Here is a 16,088-nt window from a genome sequence, read left to right on the forward strand (position 1 = left end):
ATGATAATCTCCGTAGTATTTATTGACATTTTTAAATTCGATAAGTGCCATAAGAGCCTCCTAAAATTTTACATTAATATATGTAACAACAAGAGTGTATTTTACTATAGATATAGCAAAATGTCAAAAATGTTTGAAAATTCAATCATAGTGTTCGTCTTTTTACCGATTACACATAGCAAAGCTATCTCAAAAAACAAAGAAAGCTTGTATATCAGCTTAATATCTATAGTAGAAACTTGGTCCTTGACCTATTTTTTGGTATAATACCTTTGATACGTAAAGTTTTTGGCTTTACTAAATTGAATGACTTAAGAAAACCGATGAGGTGTTTATTATGAAAAAAATTCTAGTTGTTGATGATGAAAGACCAATATCGGATATCATCAAGTTTAACCTTACTAAGGAGGGTTATGAAGTGGTTACGGCCTTTGATGGTCGAGAAGCTTTAGAACAATTTGAAGCTGAAAAACCAGACTTGGTTATCCTGGACTTGATGTTGCCTGAACTGGATGGCTTGGAAGTAGCCAAGGAAATCCGTAAAACGAGCCACACACCGATTATTATGCTTTCAGCTAAAGATAGTGAGTTTGATAAGGTTATCGGATTAGAAATTGGGGCAGACGACTATGTGACTAAGCCATTTTCTAACCGTGAATTGTTGGCACGTATTAAAGCCCACTTGCGTCGTACAGAAACTATTGAAACTGCAGTAGAAGAGAGCTCTAACTCTGGCAAGCAGGAAATTTCAATTGGTGAGTTGATTATTGTTCCGGATGCCTTTGTCGCTAAAAAACGTGGAAACGAAGTTGAGTTGACCCACCGTGAATTTGAGTTGCTCTTCCATTTGGCAACACATATGGGACAAGTTATGACGCGTGAACATTTGCTTGAAACCGTTTGGGGTTATGACTATTTTGGGGATGTTCGTACTGTGGACGTAACTATTCGTCGTCTGCGTGAAAAGATTGAAGATACACCTAGCCGTCCTGAATATATCTTGACGCGTCGTGGTGTCGGTTATTACATGAAGAATTATGACTAGTATTGGCTTAAATATTACAAGCTTTGAACTAGCCTTACTCTTTACGCTCCTATTTGTTGCTTTCTATTTTATTTTTTTAGCTTATCGTGATTATCGACAAGCTAAAAATATCCGAAAGTTGACTAAGAGAGTCAAGTCCCTTATGGCAGGTAATTATAATGAAAAATTACGCATAAAGGGAGATTCAGAGCTTTTAGAGCTAGCGGATCGCTTGAATGATTTGTCGGACGTCTTTCGTTTGACACATGAAAATCTAGCCCAGGAAAAAAACCGCTTATCATCTGTCCTTTCGTACATGAGTGACGGGGTTATTGCGACCAATCGCCGTGGTCAGATTACCATGATTAATAGCACTGCTCAACGCTTGTTGAATTTAGATCGCGAAAGTGCGACTCAGATGTCTATTTTGGATTTATTAGATGGTGAGAATCCCTACACCTATAGTGAATTGTTGTCTAAGACCCCCGAAATCCATCTGTCGCGTCGAGATGCTAATGATGAATTTGTGACGCTACGTGTTAATTTTGCACTAATTCGTAAGGAATCTGGTTTTATTTCAGGTCTGGTAGCCGTTCTTCATGATGCCACTGAACAGGAAAAAGAGGAGCGTGAACGTCGTCTCTTCGTATCAAATGTTAGTCACGAATTGCGGACACCTTTGACTTCAGTGAAATCCTATCTTGAAGCGCTTGATGATGGTGCTCTCCACGAAGAAATTGCTCCAAACTTTATTAAAGTTTCTTTAGATGAAACCAACCGCATGATGCGTATGATTTCTGACCTCTTGGCATTGTCTCGAATTGACAATAAAAGCACACAGCTTGATGTCGAAATGACAAACTTTACAGCCTTTATGACCTATATCTTGAATCGGTTTGATCAAATTAAGAGTCAAGAAACTAATCCAGGTAAGTTTTATGAAATCATTAGAGATTACTCAGTAAACTCTATTTGGGTGGAAATTGATACTGATAAGATGACTCGGGTCGTAGATAATATACTTAATAATGCCATCAAGTATTCGCCTGATGGTGGTAAGATTACAGTGTCTATGAAGACGACTGATTCACAGTTGATTGTTTCTATTTCTGACCAAGGTTTGGGTATTCCTAAGAAGGATTTGCCGTTGATTTTCGACCGTTTTTACCGCGTTGATAAGGCCAGAAGTCGTGCTCAAGGTGGAACAGGACTTGGCTTGTCCATTGCAAAAGAAATTGTTAAACAACATAAGGGCTTTATTTGGGCTAAGAGTGAGTATGGTAAGGGTTCAACTTTTACAATTGTGCTTCCATATGACAAGGATGCCATGATGGTTGATGAATGGGAGATGTAGTAGAAATGACCTCAGATTTAGGGTTTAAATACAGTATTTTGGCTTCAGGGTCAACCGGGAATTCCTTTTATTTGGAAACTCCAGAAAAGAAGATTCTAGTGGATGCTGGTTTATCAGGAAAAAAGATTACAAGTTTGCTAGCAGAGATTGATCGTGATCCAAGTGATCTTGATGCCATCTTAGTAACGCATGAGCACAAGGATCATATCCATGGTGTAGGTGTTTTAGCTCGTAAATACGGTATGGATATCTACGCGAATGAGAAAACCTGGCAAATTATGGATAGTAAGAATATGCTGGGTAAGGTTGATAATAGTCAGAAACATGTTTTTTCTCGCGATAAGCTTCTAACTTTTGGTGATATCGACATTGAATCTTTCGGAGTTAGTCATGATGCCATTGATCCACAATTTTACCGTTTTATGAAAGATGGGAAGAGTTTTGTCATGTTGACGGATACGGGTTATGTGTCTGATCGCATGGCAGGTATTATTGAGAATGCTGATGGTTATCTGATTGAGTCCAATCATGATATTGAAATCCTTAGGGCAGGTTCTTATCCTTGGTCAACTAAGCAACGTATCCTCTCTGATCAAGGTCACTTGTGTAATGAAGATGGAGCGGATGCTATGATTCGTAGCATTGGTAATAAAACTAAAAAGATCTACTTGGGTCACCTTTCCAAAGAAAATAATATCAAGGAGTTGGCCCACATGACCATGGAAAATCAGTTGGCTCGAGCTGACTTTGGTGTTGGAACTGACTTTAAGGTTTTTGATACCTCACCAGACACGGCGACCCCACTAACAGATATTTAAAATAATAGCAGAAGAGCTGCACTAATACGTTTAGTGCGGCTTTTTAAAAGGACAGTATATATGAAAATAATTTATCTCTCGCTAGGGATGGTATCGCTTGGTTTGGGCATTCTTGGAATTCCTCTTCCTATCTTGCCCACAACACCTTTTCTACTTTTAGCCATTGCTTGTTTTGCTAGAAGTTCCAAACGTTTTGAGAAATGGTTATATAATACCAAACTTTACCAAACTTATGTCGCCGATTTTCGAGAAACAAAATCGATTGCCAAAGAACGAAAGAAAAGAATCATTATCCAAATCTATGTTTTAATGGGAATATCAATCTTTTTCGCCCCCATCCTATGGGTGAAAATCGGACTCTTTTGCCTGACGATCTTCATCACTTATTATCTCTTTAAGGTTATTCCTGATAAAGACTAATAAAAGATAAAAAATGAGGCTTCCAAAAGGAAGTCTCATTTTAAATACTATCCATTAATGTTTGCTACGTAATTTCTTACGGACTTTATAGGCAAAATTGGCTAGTCCGTAAAGAGGGCTAACTGGAAGGTTGAATTCCCCAATGAATTGTTCAATACGTGGGTTAAATTTAGACTTGAAATTATACAAACCACCATCAAGTGAATTTTCAATTCCCCCCATATTTTGCCATTCGGAACCACGGTCAAAGGCGTGATTAGTTGTTTCATACCAGGTCAGAATAGCCGGTTGATAACGGCGGTAGTCTTCATCCATTCCTGCATAGATATTCTCAGACGTCTTGCCAAATTCAAGAACTAATGTACCTGAAAGTGGGACAGTCTTATTTCCAGCATCAACCTTTTCTTGAAGAAAGTCAATCTCTTCTTTAAGTCTTTTGTGCTCTTGCTTATTGTTCTCGATTTTTCCTGGTTTAGTTTTTTCAGTGAACTTGGCTGCATCAGCGATGTTCTTTTCCAGTTGTTTATTAAGATCTTTGAGACGAGCTGGCAAGTCTAGTGTCGAGAGTGTAATGTATGACGACTCTGGGTAAGTCGTCAACAACTTTTCATAATAGTCAATGCCACGAAGGTGGATGTTCTTACGGGCCTCTGTCTTCTTCATCAAAGATGCGAATTGTTCAAGAAGTTCAGTACCACCAAATTGGACTGAAATCCCCTTGTTTCGAGCAGTACGAACAGCCTGCTTGGTACTTTTAGAGAGTTGTTCTTCAGTGAAATCTTCCTTATGGATATTAGCCTGGAAGCGAGGTTGGATATTTTCAGCCATATCTTCAGTGAGGCCTGTCCATTCAACGCCAAGAGCTTGGATGTATTTGGCAATTGCCATAGTCTCTTTACGGATTTCAGCTTCTTGTGAAATCAAGCTTTTAGTCACGAAGAGACTTGGGTCAAATTTCACAAAGAGGGCACGCTTTGTTTTGGCATATTTTTTTAGTGAAGCCATAACAAAGGCGAGCAACTCTTTATTTTGATAGTCCATAATAGGCCCACGAGGAATATAAATCATAGAAAAGCCAAGAGGAAGTGGCTGAATAAGGACACTAGCGACAGCAACGAGATTACCATCTTGATAGAAACCTAGGCGGTCATTGCCCCAACTATCCTTGATTTTTGCCCATGAGCTACTTTGTAATAAGTTGGTTTGAGGACTATCAATCACAAAGCGGTCATGCTCGGAAGTACTGAGACCAGTTTTATAGGTATACATATTAGTCTAGCACCCACTTTCTAATAGCGTAAGCGACACCAGATTCATCATTTGATTTTGTGATGTGTTTGGCGATTTTCTTGATTTTTGGATTTCCATTTTTCATAACAACAGGAGAGCCAACGACTTCAAGCATAGCACGGTCATTTTCTTCATCACCGATAGCCATTGTTTCTTCTTTCGAAAGACCGAGTTTTTCAGCAAGATGGGTTACAGCGATACCTTTGTTGGCTGTTTTCTTGAGAATTTCTAGATAAAATGGTGTTGATTTTACAATGGTAAAGCGGTCATAAAATTCCTGTGGAAGTTTGGCAATGGCTGCATCAAGAATTTTAGGTTCATCGATATACATGGCCTTAACGAATTCCTTGTCAGCTACCTCTTCAGGTGTACGATAGTAAATTGGCATATGAACAAGTGTAGACTCATGAACGGTGTAACGTCCAATATTTCGATTACTTGTGTAGATACCATCTTTAGTAATAGCATGTGAATGAACACCAAGTTTGTTAGCCAAAACCTCAATATCAAGGTAGTCTTCGTATGAGAGTGTCTCACGAATCAATTCATTACCAGTAGAAGTCTCTTGGACAAGACCACCATTAAAAGTGATAACATAGTCTCCGTCTTGGTTGAGGTTAAGCTCTTCAAGAAGTGGAAGTACTCCTGGAATAGGGCGACCAGTCGCAATAACAACCTTTACACCAGCGGCTTTAGCATCTTGAATCGCTTGAAAGACTTCCGGTGTAACTTGACGTTGGCTATTTAGAAGCGTTCCATCAATATCAACAGCAATAAGTTTAATAGACATAATAAGTACCTGTTTCGTTTAGTAAGTTTCCCTTCTATTTTACTAAAATTTAGGTGCTTTGTCATAGTTCTTCCTGATAAAAGTATTATTGTCTCTTTAAAGAAGTAGATTAGGTAAGAATTGCCCAAATGCTTTTTAATTGGTAAAATAAGGTCAGACAAATAAAGGAGAGATATAGTGATTCGAGCAACCAACCAATTGACGGAGCAAGAACGTAAGGAAGCAAAAGCATTGATTGCTAGCTGCCAAGCCCATGATCAAACCTTTCGAGAACCTTATCTCTCCAATATGCTTAATTTTGACCCCAATATGCCGGCCTTTTTCCTCTATTATCAAGAGGGAGAGTTGCTTGGTTTATTAATGGTTTATGCGGATGATGTAGATGTTGAACTGAGTATCCTAGTTCATCCCAATCATCGTTGTCAGGGCATTGCACGTGCCTTGATTAAGAGTTTCAAAGAAGAAACGGCATCTTATTCTATTCAATCAGTGACTTTTCAGACAGAGCGTGTTTTTCTAGATCGTCATCCTGATTTGGCAAGTCATTGGGGTTTGATTGAGAATGAAGAGACGGAAACCTGGCTAGGGAGGGATAGGACACCATATGTTTTGGAGTCCCGTTCAGATGTTAAGGTGCTCTTAGCAGAACCCTCTTATCTTGAAGAAATTACTCAACTTCACCACCAAGCCTTTTCTGATGCAGAGGAAACACTTGAAGTAAGTCGGAGATACATTACAGAGGCACTGAAGGACTCTGATGGCCTACTTTACATCCTACTCAAAGAAGGTCAAGTGATTGGAGTTTGTACGGTCGATTTATCTGGAAATAGCAACTATCTCTATGGACTTGCCGTAGCAGAAGCCTATCGTGGCCAAGGCTATGGTAGTTATCTGGCTAAATCAGTCGTAAATCAATTCATTGCAGAAAATGACAAGTCCTTCCAAATTGCAGTGGAAGATGACAATATTGGAGCAAAACGTTTGTATGAAAAAATCGGCTTTATCAAACAAACCCAAGTGGTTTACTTGGAACAGATTTAATGACTTGTTTGGAGATTGCTGTCAGTATCGCATTAGAGTTGTCAAAATAGGTATAGTAACAAAAGGAGTAATTAATGGAAATTAAAATCAAAAACAAAATTAAAGTAGGCGATCAAACGGAAATTATCGAAGAAATCCACACTTGTGAGGTTATGGAAAAAGGGGATTATACCTATCTTGTTCATCATAATTCCGAGAAAGAAAAAGTGGTTATTAAGTTGAATCAGGATGAGCTAGTGATGACACGATTTTCTAACCCTAAATCCATCATGCGTTTTTCTGCTAAAGTACCTGCCTTGGTCCACATTCCGACACCGCTTGGTACTCAGCATTTTCTGACAGACACTAGTTTATTTGCCCATGACCCAAATGGACAGACAGTTGATATTCATTATCAATTGAAACATCCAGAAACAGAAGATGTTTTTGCTGATTATGAATTAGAAGTTTCTTGGTTTTAATTTTTGAAAAAATAGAATCATTTTGCTTGAATAACGAATAATTTATGATAAAATGTTTAGTACAAATAAGGGAGTAGCAGGTGACTGTAATCATGAGATTTGATTAACAGTTGCGATTATGTCGTCATTACGAAATTTTACATTTCCGGCATATTCTTAAACAGCGAGACTTGTTTTTTATTAAACAAGTCTCTTTTTGTATGATTTTTTATATGAAAAGAGTCTTGTTAGCCATTTTTCCCTATAGAGAAGGAGGAGATTATTTTGTCTAAAGAACAAAATAAAGCCTTGTTTTACACACAAGGAGAGGAAGAAGTCCTAAAAAACTTGGACACTTCTGTTGATGGTTTGTCCACTGCACAAGCCAAGGAACGTTTAGATGCCTATGGCTATAACGAGTTGGATGAAGGTGAAAAACGCAGCCTCTTGTCAAAATTCATTGATCAGTTTAAAGATTTGATGATCATCATCTTGCTTGTCGCTGCCGCCCTTTCTGTTATTACAGAAGGTATTCATGGTTTGACGGATGCCTGCATTATTTTAGCCGTTGTTGTTTTGAATGCTGCCTTTGGTGTTTATCAAGAGGGACAAGCAGAAGCGGCTATTGAAGCTCTCAAAAACATGTCTAGTCCGATGGCTCGTGTTCGCCGTGATGGCAATGTGGTTGAAATTGATTCACGCGAATTGGTTCCTGGAGACATCGTCTTGCTTGAAGCAGGTGATGTTGTTCCTGCGGATATGCGCTTGCTCGAAGCTGCCTCACTTAAGATTGAAGAAGCAGCCCTTACAGGTGAATCCGTTCCAGTTGAAAAGGATATTACTGAAACGGTTGCAGCTGATGCAGGTATTGGTGACCGTGTGAATATGGGTTACCAAAACTCTAACGTTACTTATGGTCGTGGTACTGGAGTTGTAACCAATACTGGTATGTATACTGAGGTTGGTAAGATTGCAGATATGCTGGCTAATGCGGACGAATCACAAACACCATTGAAACAAAGCTTGGAGCAATTGTCTAAGACCTTGACTTATCTGATTGTCGCTATTGCCTTGGTGACATTCTTGGTTAGTGTCTTCATTCGTGGTGAACAGCCTCTTGAAGGCTTGATGGTTGCCGTTGCGCTTGCCGTTGCAGCCATTCCTGAAGGTTTGCCTGCCATTGTAACGATTCTCCTGTCACTTGGAACAACGACTCTTGCCAAACGCAATTCAATTGTTCGTAAATTGCCAGCCGTTGAAACCCTTGGTTCAACAGAAATTATCGCATCTGATAAGACTGGTACCTTAACCATGAACCAGATGACTGTTGAAAAAGTCTATACAAACGGTCAATTGCAAAACGCTGATACAGAACTTAGTGCTGACAATACGACCCTTCGTATTATGAACTTTGCTAATGATACGAAGGTGGATCCAGATGGTAAATTAATCGGGGACCCAACAGAAACAGCCCTTGTACAGTTTGGTTTGGATCACAATTTTGATGTTCGCGAAGTTTTGAAATCAGAGCCTCGTGTGGCAGAATTGCCATTTGACTCTGACCGTAAGCTCATGTCTACTATTCATAAAGAAGCGGATGGCACATACTTTGTAGCTGTTAAAGGTGCACCTGACCAATTGCTCAAACGTGTGACTCAAATTGAAATCAATGGTGAGGTTCGTTCTATCACGGATGAAGACAAGAAAGCTATCCTTGCAACTAATAAAGACTTGGCCAAACAAGCTCTCCGTGTCTTGATGATGGCTTATAAGACAACGAGTGAAATTCCTACTTTGGAATCTGAAGTTGTTGAATCTGATTTGATTTTCTCTGGTTTGGTAGGGATGATTGACCCAGAACGTCCTGAAGCAGCAAAAGCTGTTCGTGTCGCTAAAGAAGCGGGAATCCGTCCAATTATGATTACAGGTGACCACCAAGATACAGCGGAAGCAATCGCTAAGCGTCTCGGTATCATTGATCCAAATGATACGGAAGATCATGTCTTTACTGGAGCTGAGCTTAATGAGCTTTCTGATGAAGAGTTCCAAAAAGTCTTTAAACAGTACTCTGTTTATGCGCGTGTGTCTCCTGAACACAAGGTTCGTATTGTTAAGGCGTGGCAAAATGATGGCAAGGTTGTTGCTATGACAGGTGACGGAGTTAATGATGCGCCTTCACTTAAGACAGCTGATATCGGTATCGGTATGGGAATTACAGGTACAGAGGTTTCTAAGGGAGCTTCAGATATGGTTCTTGCCGATGATAATTTTGCGACAATCATCGTTGCAGTAGAAGAAGGACGTAAGGTCTTCTCAAATATTCAAAAATCAATCCAATACCTTTTGTCAGCCAACATGGCCGAAGTCTTTATTATCTTCTTTGCTACATTATTTGGATGGGATGTGCTTCAACCGGTGCATCTTCTCTGGATTAACTTAGTAACTGATACCCTTCCAGCCATCGCTCTTGGGGTTGAACCAGCTGAACCAGGTATTATGACTCACAAACCTCGTGGTCGCCAATCAAACTTCTTTGATGGTGGTGTCTTCGGAGCGATTATGTATCAAGGTGTTTTCCAAACTATCCTTGTTCTGGCAGTATATGGTTGGGGTCTTGCCTTTCCAGAGCATCATACGCAAGCAGAAATTCATGCGGATGCCCTTACAATGGCCTTTGCTACCCTTGGATTAATCCAGTTGCTCCATGCCTTTAACGTTAAATCTGTTTATCAATCAGTCTTTAAAGTTGGTCTCTTTAGAAACAAGACTTTCAACTGGGCAATTCCAGTAGCCTTTGTTCTTTTGATGGCAACTATCGTAGTTCCTGGGTTTAATAATCTCTTCCATGTATCACACCTTAGTCTGACACAATGGCTTGCTGTTATTGTAGGTTCATTCTTGATTGTGGTTTCGGTTGAATTAGTCAAAGCTATTCAACGTGCCCTTGGTAAGGATAAAGACGCTATTTAAGACATAAAGTCAGAGATAATGGTCTCTGGCTTTTTCTTATCACATCTTGAATTCAGGAGGGGTCTTGTTTATAATTGAAAGGAACTAATCATAAGTTAAGGAGAAGGCTATGAATGAAACCATTAAAACACAACTCAATCACCGCAGTATTCGTCAGTTTAAACCTGTGACTTTGACACAAGAAGAGGTTAACCTTCTTGTTGATGTTGCTCGCCATACATCAACGAGTAATTTTAGACAATCCTATTCGATTATCAGTATTACTGATCAAAAATTGAAGGAAGAAATTGCTGAAATTGCCAATCAGCCTTATATTCCAAATGCTGGGCACCTATTTGTATTTGTTGTGGACCAAAGACGTAATACTTTGATTGCAGAGGCAAAAGGTGCTGAAGCCTTGGTGCAAGGTAGTCCCGAACGCTTTATCTCAGCCTTCTCGGATGCAATGATTGCTGCTCAAAATGTGGTAGTAGCTGCTGAGAGTTTAGGTATGGGAACAGTTTATTTGGGGAGTATTTTAAATGATAATGCCAAACTTTCAGAGCTTCTCAAACTTCCAAAGTATGTCTATCCAGCAGTGGGCTTAGCAGTTGGTTGGCCAGATCAGGAACCACAGCTTAAACCTCGTTTGCCACGTCACGTCATCCATATGGAAAATTATTATCAGGATTTAGAAAATCCCTTGGAGGAGCTAAAAGATTACGATGCTGAAGTCCATGAGTATTATGACCTTCGCGATCTCAATAATAGGGTTGATGAATTTACGACTCAGATTGCAACGACAATGGATAAATCCGTTGCCAATCGTGCGAATACTTTGAAGGACCTTCAAAAGCAGGGATTTTTCACCGACTAAAAAACGACTCCTAAAGAGTCGTTCTACAAATCAAATAGTGTCATTGATGAAAGGAACTCATTTGCCAGTTCCTTTTTTTCATACTCTAAAAACTCTGGTCGTTTCTTGACCAGATTATAACGTTTGGAGAGGTTCCACGTTCCAGTAGGATTGAGTTCAGGGTGATTGGAAACAAAGTCGATGGTTAAATCCCATTCTCGTCGATATCCAAGAGGTCGTGAGTGATAGGTTACACCGTCAATAGTTACCGTCCCATAACTGCGGTGGGCATGACCAAAAATAACATCTTTAACGCCATGCTTGACGAAAATCTGGTGGAATTCTTCCGAGCCTAAGTAGGCATTAAACGATGCAAAACGTTCATGTGTCATGGTAAAGCGACTGTGAGGAACAAAATGCATGGCAACTATAAGGTTACGAGTGTTTAATTCACTTAAGATATTATCGAGCTTCTTGAGACTCCTTTGACAGATTTCCGGATCAGTACCTAAACGCTTAAGTCTTCGGTCGAACCAAAGTTGTTTCTTACGTTTAAGAATCTTATCCAATTTTTCATCAGAATAGGAATAATCATACCATCCATGAAAAGCCAATAAGGTCTTGCTACCTAAATCAATCACCTGAAAATCAAGATTATCAATAAGTTTGTCTTCTAAATCAAGCATATCATGATTGCCTAAATTATAGGTGACCTTGACCGCCTTAGACAGTTTTCGTAGAAAAGGTTTCGTGTCAATAAAAAAATGATTGGAGATATCACCAGCGATATGGAGGTGGCTAACCTCTTGATCTTTTAGGCACTTTATTAGAGTATCGATTTCATATGTTTCAAAGTGATTCAAATCAATATGTAAATCACTCATTACTGCAAGTCTTGTCATAGGAACATTGTAACAAAAAGGTTAAGTCTTGTCTGTAAATGAAGATGGTGGAAAATACTTGCCCTAGGGCTATAATTTCATTATGATAAGAATATGGATATCAAGTTAGAAATACAAAAGATGGCCAAGGAGATTGGCATTTCAAAAATTGGTTTTACAACCGCCGATGATTTTGCCTATCTGGAGAAATCCCTTCGACTTGGAGTCGAAGAAGGGCGAACGACAGGTTTTGAACATAAAAATATTGAAGAGCGTATTTATCCTAAGTTGACCTTGGAATCAGCTAAAACCATCATTTCCATTGCAGTTGCCTATCCGCATAAGCTGCCACAACAACCCCCAAAAACAGAATATAAGCGTGGCAAAATCACTCCAAATTCATGGGGTCTAGATTATCACTATGTCTTGCAGGATAAATTGAAGCGTCTGGCAGAAGGCATTGAAAAACTGACGGAAAACTTCGAATATAAAGGTATGGTGGACACTGGAGCCCTGGTCGATACAGCAGTGGCCAAGCGAGCTGGTATTGGTTTCATAGGGAAAAATGGACTAGTTATCTCGAAAGAATACGGGTCCTACATGTATCTTGGCGAGCTTATCACTAATCTAGAGATTGAACCAGATCAAGAAGTTGACTATGGTTGTGGGGATTGCCGTCGTTGTCTGGATGCTTGTCCGACATCTTGTCTCATTGGTGATGGTACGATGAATGCTCGTCGTTGCCTATCCTTCCAAACACAGGATAAAGGTATGATGGATATGGAGTTTCGAAAGAAGATCAAGACTGTTATCTATGGTTGCGACATTTGTCAGATTTCCTGTCCATATAACAGAGGTATCGACAATCCCTTGGCTTCAGACATTGATCCTGAGCTTGCCATGCCTGAATTACTTCCTTTTCTTGAGCTGACCAACAAATCCTTCAAGGAGAAATTTGGGATGATTGCCGGTTCATGGCGCGGGAAGAATATTCTTCAGCGTAATGCTATTATTGCCTTGGCCAACCTACATGATCGCAATGCTATTGTTAAACTGATGGAGATTATCGATAAGAATAATAATCCCATTCACACGGCAACTGCTATTTGGGCTCTCGGTGAGATTGTTAAGAAGCCTGATGAGGCCATGTTAGACTATATGAGCAATCTTTCACTTAAAGATGAAGACGCCCAAGCAGAGTGGGAGCTTGTGTGTGCAAAATGGCAAATTTAAGTGATTTATGCTAGAATTAAGCATAATACTATAAAATGGAGGAAACCTATCCATGGAAGTGGCAGAAATTCGCCAAAAAATCTCTGAAAATCAAGAGAAGCTCGTGAGCTTCGGGAGGTCTCTTTGACTTAGATCGTTTGGAAGAGGACATTGCGCTCCTTGAAAACCGAATGACTGAGCCAGATTTTTGGAATGATAATATTGCAGCTCAAAAGACTTCACAAGATTTAAATGAGCTCAAAATGAAGTACGAAACTTTCAACAATATGCAAGAACTCTCTGACGAGACAGAGCTTTATTTGGAAATGTTGGAAGAAGATGATAGCATTCAAGAGGAACTCGAAGAAACTCTCGAAAAGCTTGATAAGATTATGACAAGTTACGAGATGACGCTGCTCCTGTCTGAGCCATATGACCATAGTAATGCCATTCTTGAAATTCACCCAGGATCTGGTGGGACAGAGGCTCAAGACTGGGCAGATATGTTACTCCGGATGTACCAGCGTTATGGAAATGCCAAAGGTTTCAAAGTTGAGACTTTGGATTATCAGGCGGGTGATGAGGCTGGAATCAAATCTGTAACCCTTGCTTTTGAAGGACCTAATGCTTATGGTTTCCTTAAGTCAGAAATGGGTGTCCACCGTTTGGTTCGTATTTCACCATTTGACTCTGCCAAACGTCGCCATACCTCTTTTACATCAGTGGAAGTCATGCCTGAATTGGATGATACCATTGAAGTTGAGATTCGTGATGATGATATCAAGATGGATACATTCCGCTCAGGTGGTGCTGGTGGTCAGAACGTCAACAAAGTGTCTACAGGTGTGCGTTTGACCCACATTCCAACAGGTATTGTTGTAGCTTCAACGGTCGACCGTACACAATACGGAAACCGCGACCGTGCGATGAAGATGCTACAAGCTAAGCTCTATCAAATGGAGCAAGAAAAGAAAGCAGAAGAAGTGAATGCTTTGAAAGGTGATAAGAAAGAAATCACTTGGGGAAGTCAAATTCGCTCATACGTTTTCACGCCATATACCATGGTTAAAGATCACCGTACAGGCTACGAAGTTGCCCAGGTTGATAAGGTAATGGATGGAGATATTGAAGGCTTCATCGATGCCTACCTCAAGTGGCGTATGGAAGAATAGTAACGATATACTATTTTTAAGTATTTAGATACTTTATCTTAATGAAAGGAAGGCGTTCAGCTACTTTAATAGTTGAATACTGACATTATGGCTCTTATTGAATTAAAAGATGTTACTAAGAAGTATGATAAGTCAACAACAGCTCTAAGACATATTGATTTATCTGTCAACTCAGGGGAGTTTGTTTACTTAGTCGGCCCTTCTGGTGCTGGTAAATCAAGTTTAATTCGCTTGTTCTACCAAGAAGAAAAATTAACGAGTGGTTCTATGAAGGTTGGGGAGTTTGATTTAACCCGTCTTCGTAAGAAAGATGTACCACTCTTGCGACGTTCTATTGGGGTTGTTTTCCAGGATTATAAACTTCTTCCCAAGAAAACAGCTTTTGAAAATGTTGCTTATGCCATGGAAGTTATTGGTGAGAAACCTCGTCATATCAAGAAACGAGTGGCAGAAGTACTCGAGTTGGTTGGTCTTAAACACAAGATGCGTTCATTCCCAAATCAATTGTCTGGTGGTGAGCAACAACGTGTCGCTATTGCGCGTGCCATTGTTAATAATCCTAAAGTTTTGATCGCAGATGAACCAACAGGAAACTTGGACCCAGAGATTTCTTGGGAAATTATGCAGGTACTTGAACGTATCAACTTGCAAGGGACTACCATTATAATGGCAACCCATAACTCAACTATCGTTAATAACCTTCGTCATCGTGTTTTAGCGATTGAGGAAGGACGTATTGTTCGTGATGAAGAGGAAGGAGAGTACGGTTACCATGATTAGACGCTTTTTCCGCCATTTAGGAGAATCGATTAAGAATCTCAAACGTAATCTATTGTCGACACTTACCGCAGTATTTTCGGTAATGATTGTTCTTTCGCTTTTAGGTGTATTTGGTTCTGTTATTCTTAACACGCAAAAATTGGCTTCAGATATTGAAAAAAATATTCAGGTCAATGTGTACTTGCAGCCTGATTCAGCAGATGCTTCAGAAACAGTCAAGGAACTTTCTGGACAGATTGTTGCTAATAAAGACTACCATAAGATTTATGATGCTTTGACCAAAATCAAAGGTGTAGATAAGGTTACCTTCTCTAGCAAAGAAGAACAAAAGAAACAACTCATTGAAACAATGGGTTCAAGTTTCGAGACAGCTACTGGAGATGCCAACCCTCTTTCAGATGTTTACATCGTCCAAACGAAATCACCAGATGATGTCAGTCGTGTTGCCAAGGAAGCAAAAGCCATTCAGGGTGTTGATAACGCTAACTTTGGTGGTTCCGATACCGAAATTCTGATGTCTACTATGAAACGTGTTCAATTTTGGGGAATCATTGCCACAGCTCTCTTAACTATTGTGGCTGTCCTATTGATTTCAAATACCATCCGTATTACCATTATGTCACGTGCGACTGAAATTCAAATCATGCGTTTGGTAGGTGCTAAGAATTCATACATTCGTCGTCCCTACTTGATGGAAGGTGCTTGGATTGGAGCACTTGGTGCTATCATTCCTTCTGGCCTCATTTACCTTTTGTATCATATGGTATACTCATCTTTGAACCCTGATTTCGTTAAAGGTGGTATTTCTATGTATGACGCAGACTGGTTTGTCTATGCGGTTATCGGAACCCTTTTCGCAGTCGGTATCATTATCGGTTCGATTGGGTCACGTATGGCAATGCGCCGTTATTTGAAGTATTAATGCAATTAAAGGAGAGCCGTTCTGGTTCTCTTTTTGCTTGTCAAGAGATTCAGGAGCAGAGATTTCAGCTTTATCTGAAAATCGTCTGCTCAAAGTCCAAATCAAAGACTATATTTGGTATAATATTTAAAAAACATTG

The 16,088-nt window shown here is 39.7% G+C and carries 15 protein-coding genes; 12 read left to right on the plus strand and 3 right to left on the minus strand.

Going from position 1 to position 16,088, the window contains the following annotated elements; genetic code table 11:
- Positions 1-337: 337 nt before the first annotated feature.
- Genes yycF through ADF62_RS08075 form a run of 4 tightly spaced genes read left to right on the plus strand, consistent with a single transcriptional unit; the run spans position 338 to position 3,616 of the window.
- On the plus strand, positions 338-1,045 hold the full coding sequence (gene yycF, locus ADF62_RS08060) for a response regulator YycF (RefSeq protein WP_003093060.1): 708 nt from the start codon (positions 338-340) through the stop codon (positions 1,043-1,045).
- A complete protein-coding gene (gene vicK, locus ADF62_RS08065; protein WP_003097035.1) occupies positions 1,038-2,378 on the plus strand; it encodes a cell wall metabolism sensor histidine kinase VicK in 1,341 nt (446 codons plus the stop codon). The genes yycF and vicK overlap by 8 nt, the downstream gene beginning before the upstream one ends.
- A 5-nt stretch (positions 2,379-2,383) precedes the next feature.
- Complete coding sequence (locus ADF62_RS08070) at positions 2,384-3,196, plus strand: MBL fold metallo-hydrolase (protein WP_037621682.1); 813 nt, start codon at positions 2,384-2,386, stop codon at positions 3,194-3,196.
- A 60-nt stretch (positions 3,197-3,256) separates the two neighbouring features.
- Entirely contained in the window at positions 3,257-3,616 is a 360-nt protein-coding gene (locus tag ADF62_RS08075) for a YbaN family protein (protein WP_003097039.1), read from the plus strand.
- Between the two features lie 54 nt (positions 3,617-3,670).
- Here the strand turns inward: ADF62_RS08075 and ADF62_RS08080 are convergent, their stop codons facing one another.
- Both ADF62_RS08080 and yidA read right to left on the minus strand, forming a co-directional pair.
- Positions 3,671-4,885, minus strand: a complete 1,215-nt coding sequence (locus tag ADF62_RS08080) for an aminoacyltransferase (protein ID WP_003097042.1) — start codon at positions 4,883-4,885, stop codon at positions 3,671-3,673.
- Between the two features lies 1 nt (position 4,886).
- Positions 4,887-5,696 (minus strand): sugar-phosphatase, encoded by an 810-nt coding sequence (yidA, locus tag ADF62_RS08085; RefSeq protein ID WP_003097045.1) that lies wholly within the window; start codon positions 5,694-5,696, stop codon positions 4,887-4,889.
- Between the two features lie 177 nt (positions 5,697-5,873).
- Between yidA and ADF62_RS08090 the strand changes: the two genes are divergently transcribed.
- From ADF62_RS08090 to ADF62_RS08105, 4 genes are all read left to right on the plus strand, one after another.
- Positions 5,874-6,737: a GNAT family N-acetyltransferase gene (locus tag ADF62_RS08090; RefSeq protein WP_048788572.1), complete on the plus strand. Its 864-nt coding sequence runs from the start codon at positions 5,874-5,876 to the stop codon at positions 6,735-6,737.
- A gap of 74 nt (positions 6,738-6,811) precedes the next feature.
- Positions 6,812-7,198, plus strand: a complete 387-nt coding sequence (locus ADF62_RS08095) for a DUF1934 domain-containing protein (RefSeq protein WP_002884910.1) — start codon at positions 6,812-6,814, stop codon at positions 7,196-7,198.
- A 264-nt stretch (positions 7,199-7,462) separates the two neighbouring features.
- Positions 7,463-10,147 carry a cation-translocating P-type ATPase gene (locus ADF62_RS08100; protein WP_003097052.1) on the plus strand — a complete coding sequence of 895 codons (2,685 nt, stop codon included), beginning with the start codon at positions 7,463-7,465 and terminating at the stop codon, positions 10,145-10,147.
- 109 nt (positions 10,148-10,256) lie between these two features.
- Complete coding sequence (locus tag ADF62_RS08105; protein WP_003097054.1) at positions 10,257-11,003, plus strand: NADPH-dependent oxidoreductase; 747 nt, start codon at positions 10,257-10,259, stop codon at positions 11,001-11,003.
- A gap of 23 nt (positions 11,004-11,026) precedes the next feature.
- On the opposite strand, the gene ADF62_RS08110 is transcribed toward ADF62_RS08105, so the two are convergent.
- Complete coding sequence (locus ADF62_RS08110) at positions 11,027-11,884, minus strand: metallophosphoesterase (RefSeq protein WP_003097057.1); 858 nt, start codon at positions 11,882-11,884, stop codon at positions 11,027-11,029.
- A 93-nt stretch (positions 11,885-11,977) separates the two neighbouring features.
- Between ADF62_RS08110 and queG the strand changes: the two genes are divergently transcribed.
- The 4 genes from queG to ftsX all read left to right on the plus strand — a co-directional run bounded on the left by queG (position 11,978) and on the right by ftsX (position 15,949).
- On the plus strand, positions 11,978-13,096 hold the full coding sequence (gene queG, locus ADF62_RS08115) for a tRNA epoxyqueuosine(34) reductase QueG (RefSeq protein ID WP_003092460.1): 1,119 nt from the start codon (positions 11,978-11,980) through the stop codon (positions 13,094-13,096).
- Between the two features lie 52 nt (positions 13,097-13,148).
- Positions 13,149-14,247, plus strand: a protein-coding gene (prfB, locus tag ADF62_RS08120) for a peptide chain release factor 2 (protein ID WP_152901338.1) whose coding sequence is annotated in 2 segments (ribosomal slippage) — positions 13,149-13,220 and positions 13,222-14,247 — 1,098 coding nt in all. Because the reading frame shifts where the segments join, the coding sequence is not laid out codon by codon here.
- An 87-nt stretch (positions 14,248-14,334) separates the two neighbouring features.
- The gene (gene ftsE, locus ADF62_RS08125) at positions 14,335-15,027 is read left to right on the plus strand and encodes a cell division ATP-binding protein FtsE (protein WP_003092794.1); all 693 of its coding nucleotides are present in this window, start codon (positions 14,335-14,337) and stop codon (positions 15,025-15,027) included.
- Entirely contained in the window at positions 15,020-15,949 is a 930-nt protein-coding gene (gene ftsX, locus ADF62_RS08130; protein WP_003097062.1) for a permease-like cell division protein FtsX, read from the plus strand. Before ftsE ends, ftsX begins: the two co-directional genes overlap by 8 nt.
- Positions 15,950-16,088 lie beyond the last annotated feature (139 nt).

The sequence above is a fragment of the Streptococcus sp. 1004_SSPC genome (genome assembly GCF_001069025.1).
Classification (GTDB): domain Bacteria; phylum Bacillota; class Bacilli; order Lactobacillales; family Streptococcaceae; genus Streptococcus; species Streptococcus vestibularis.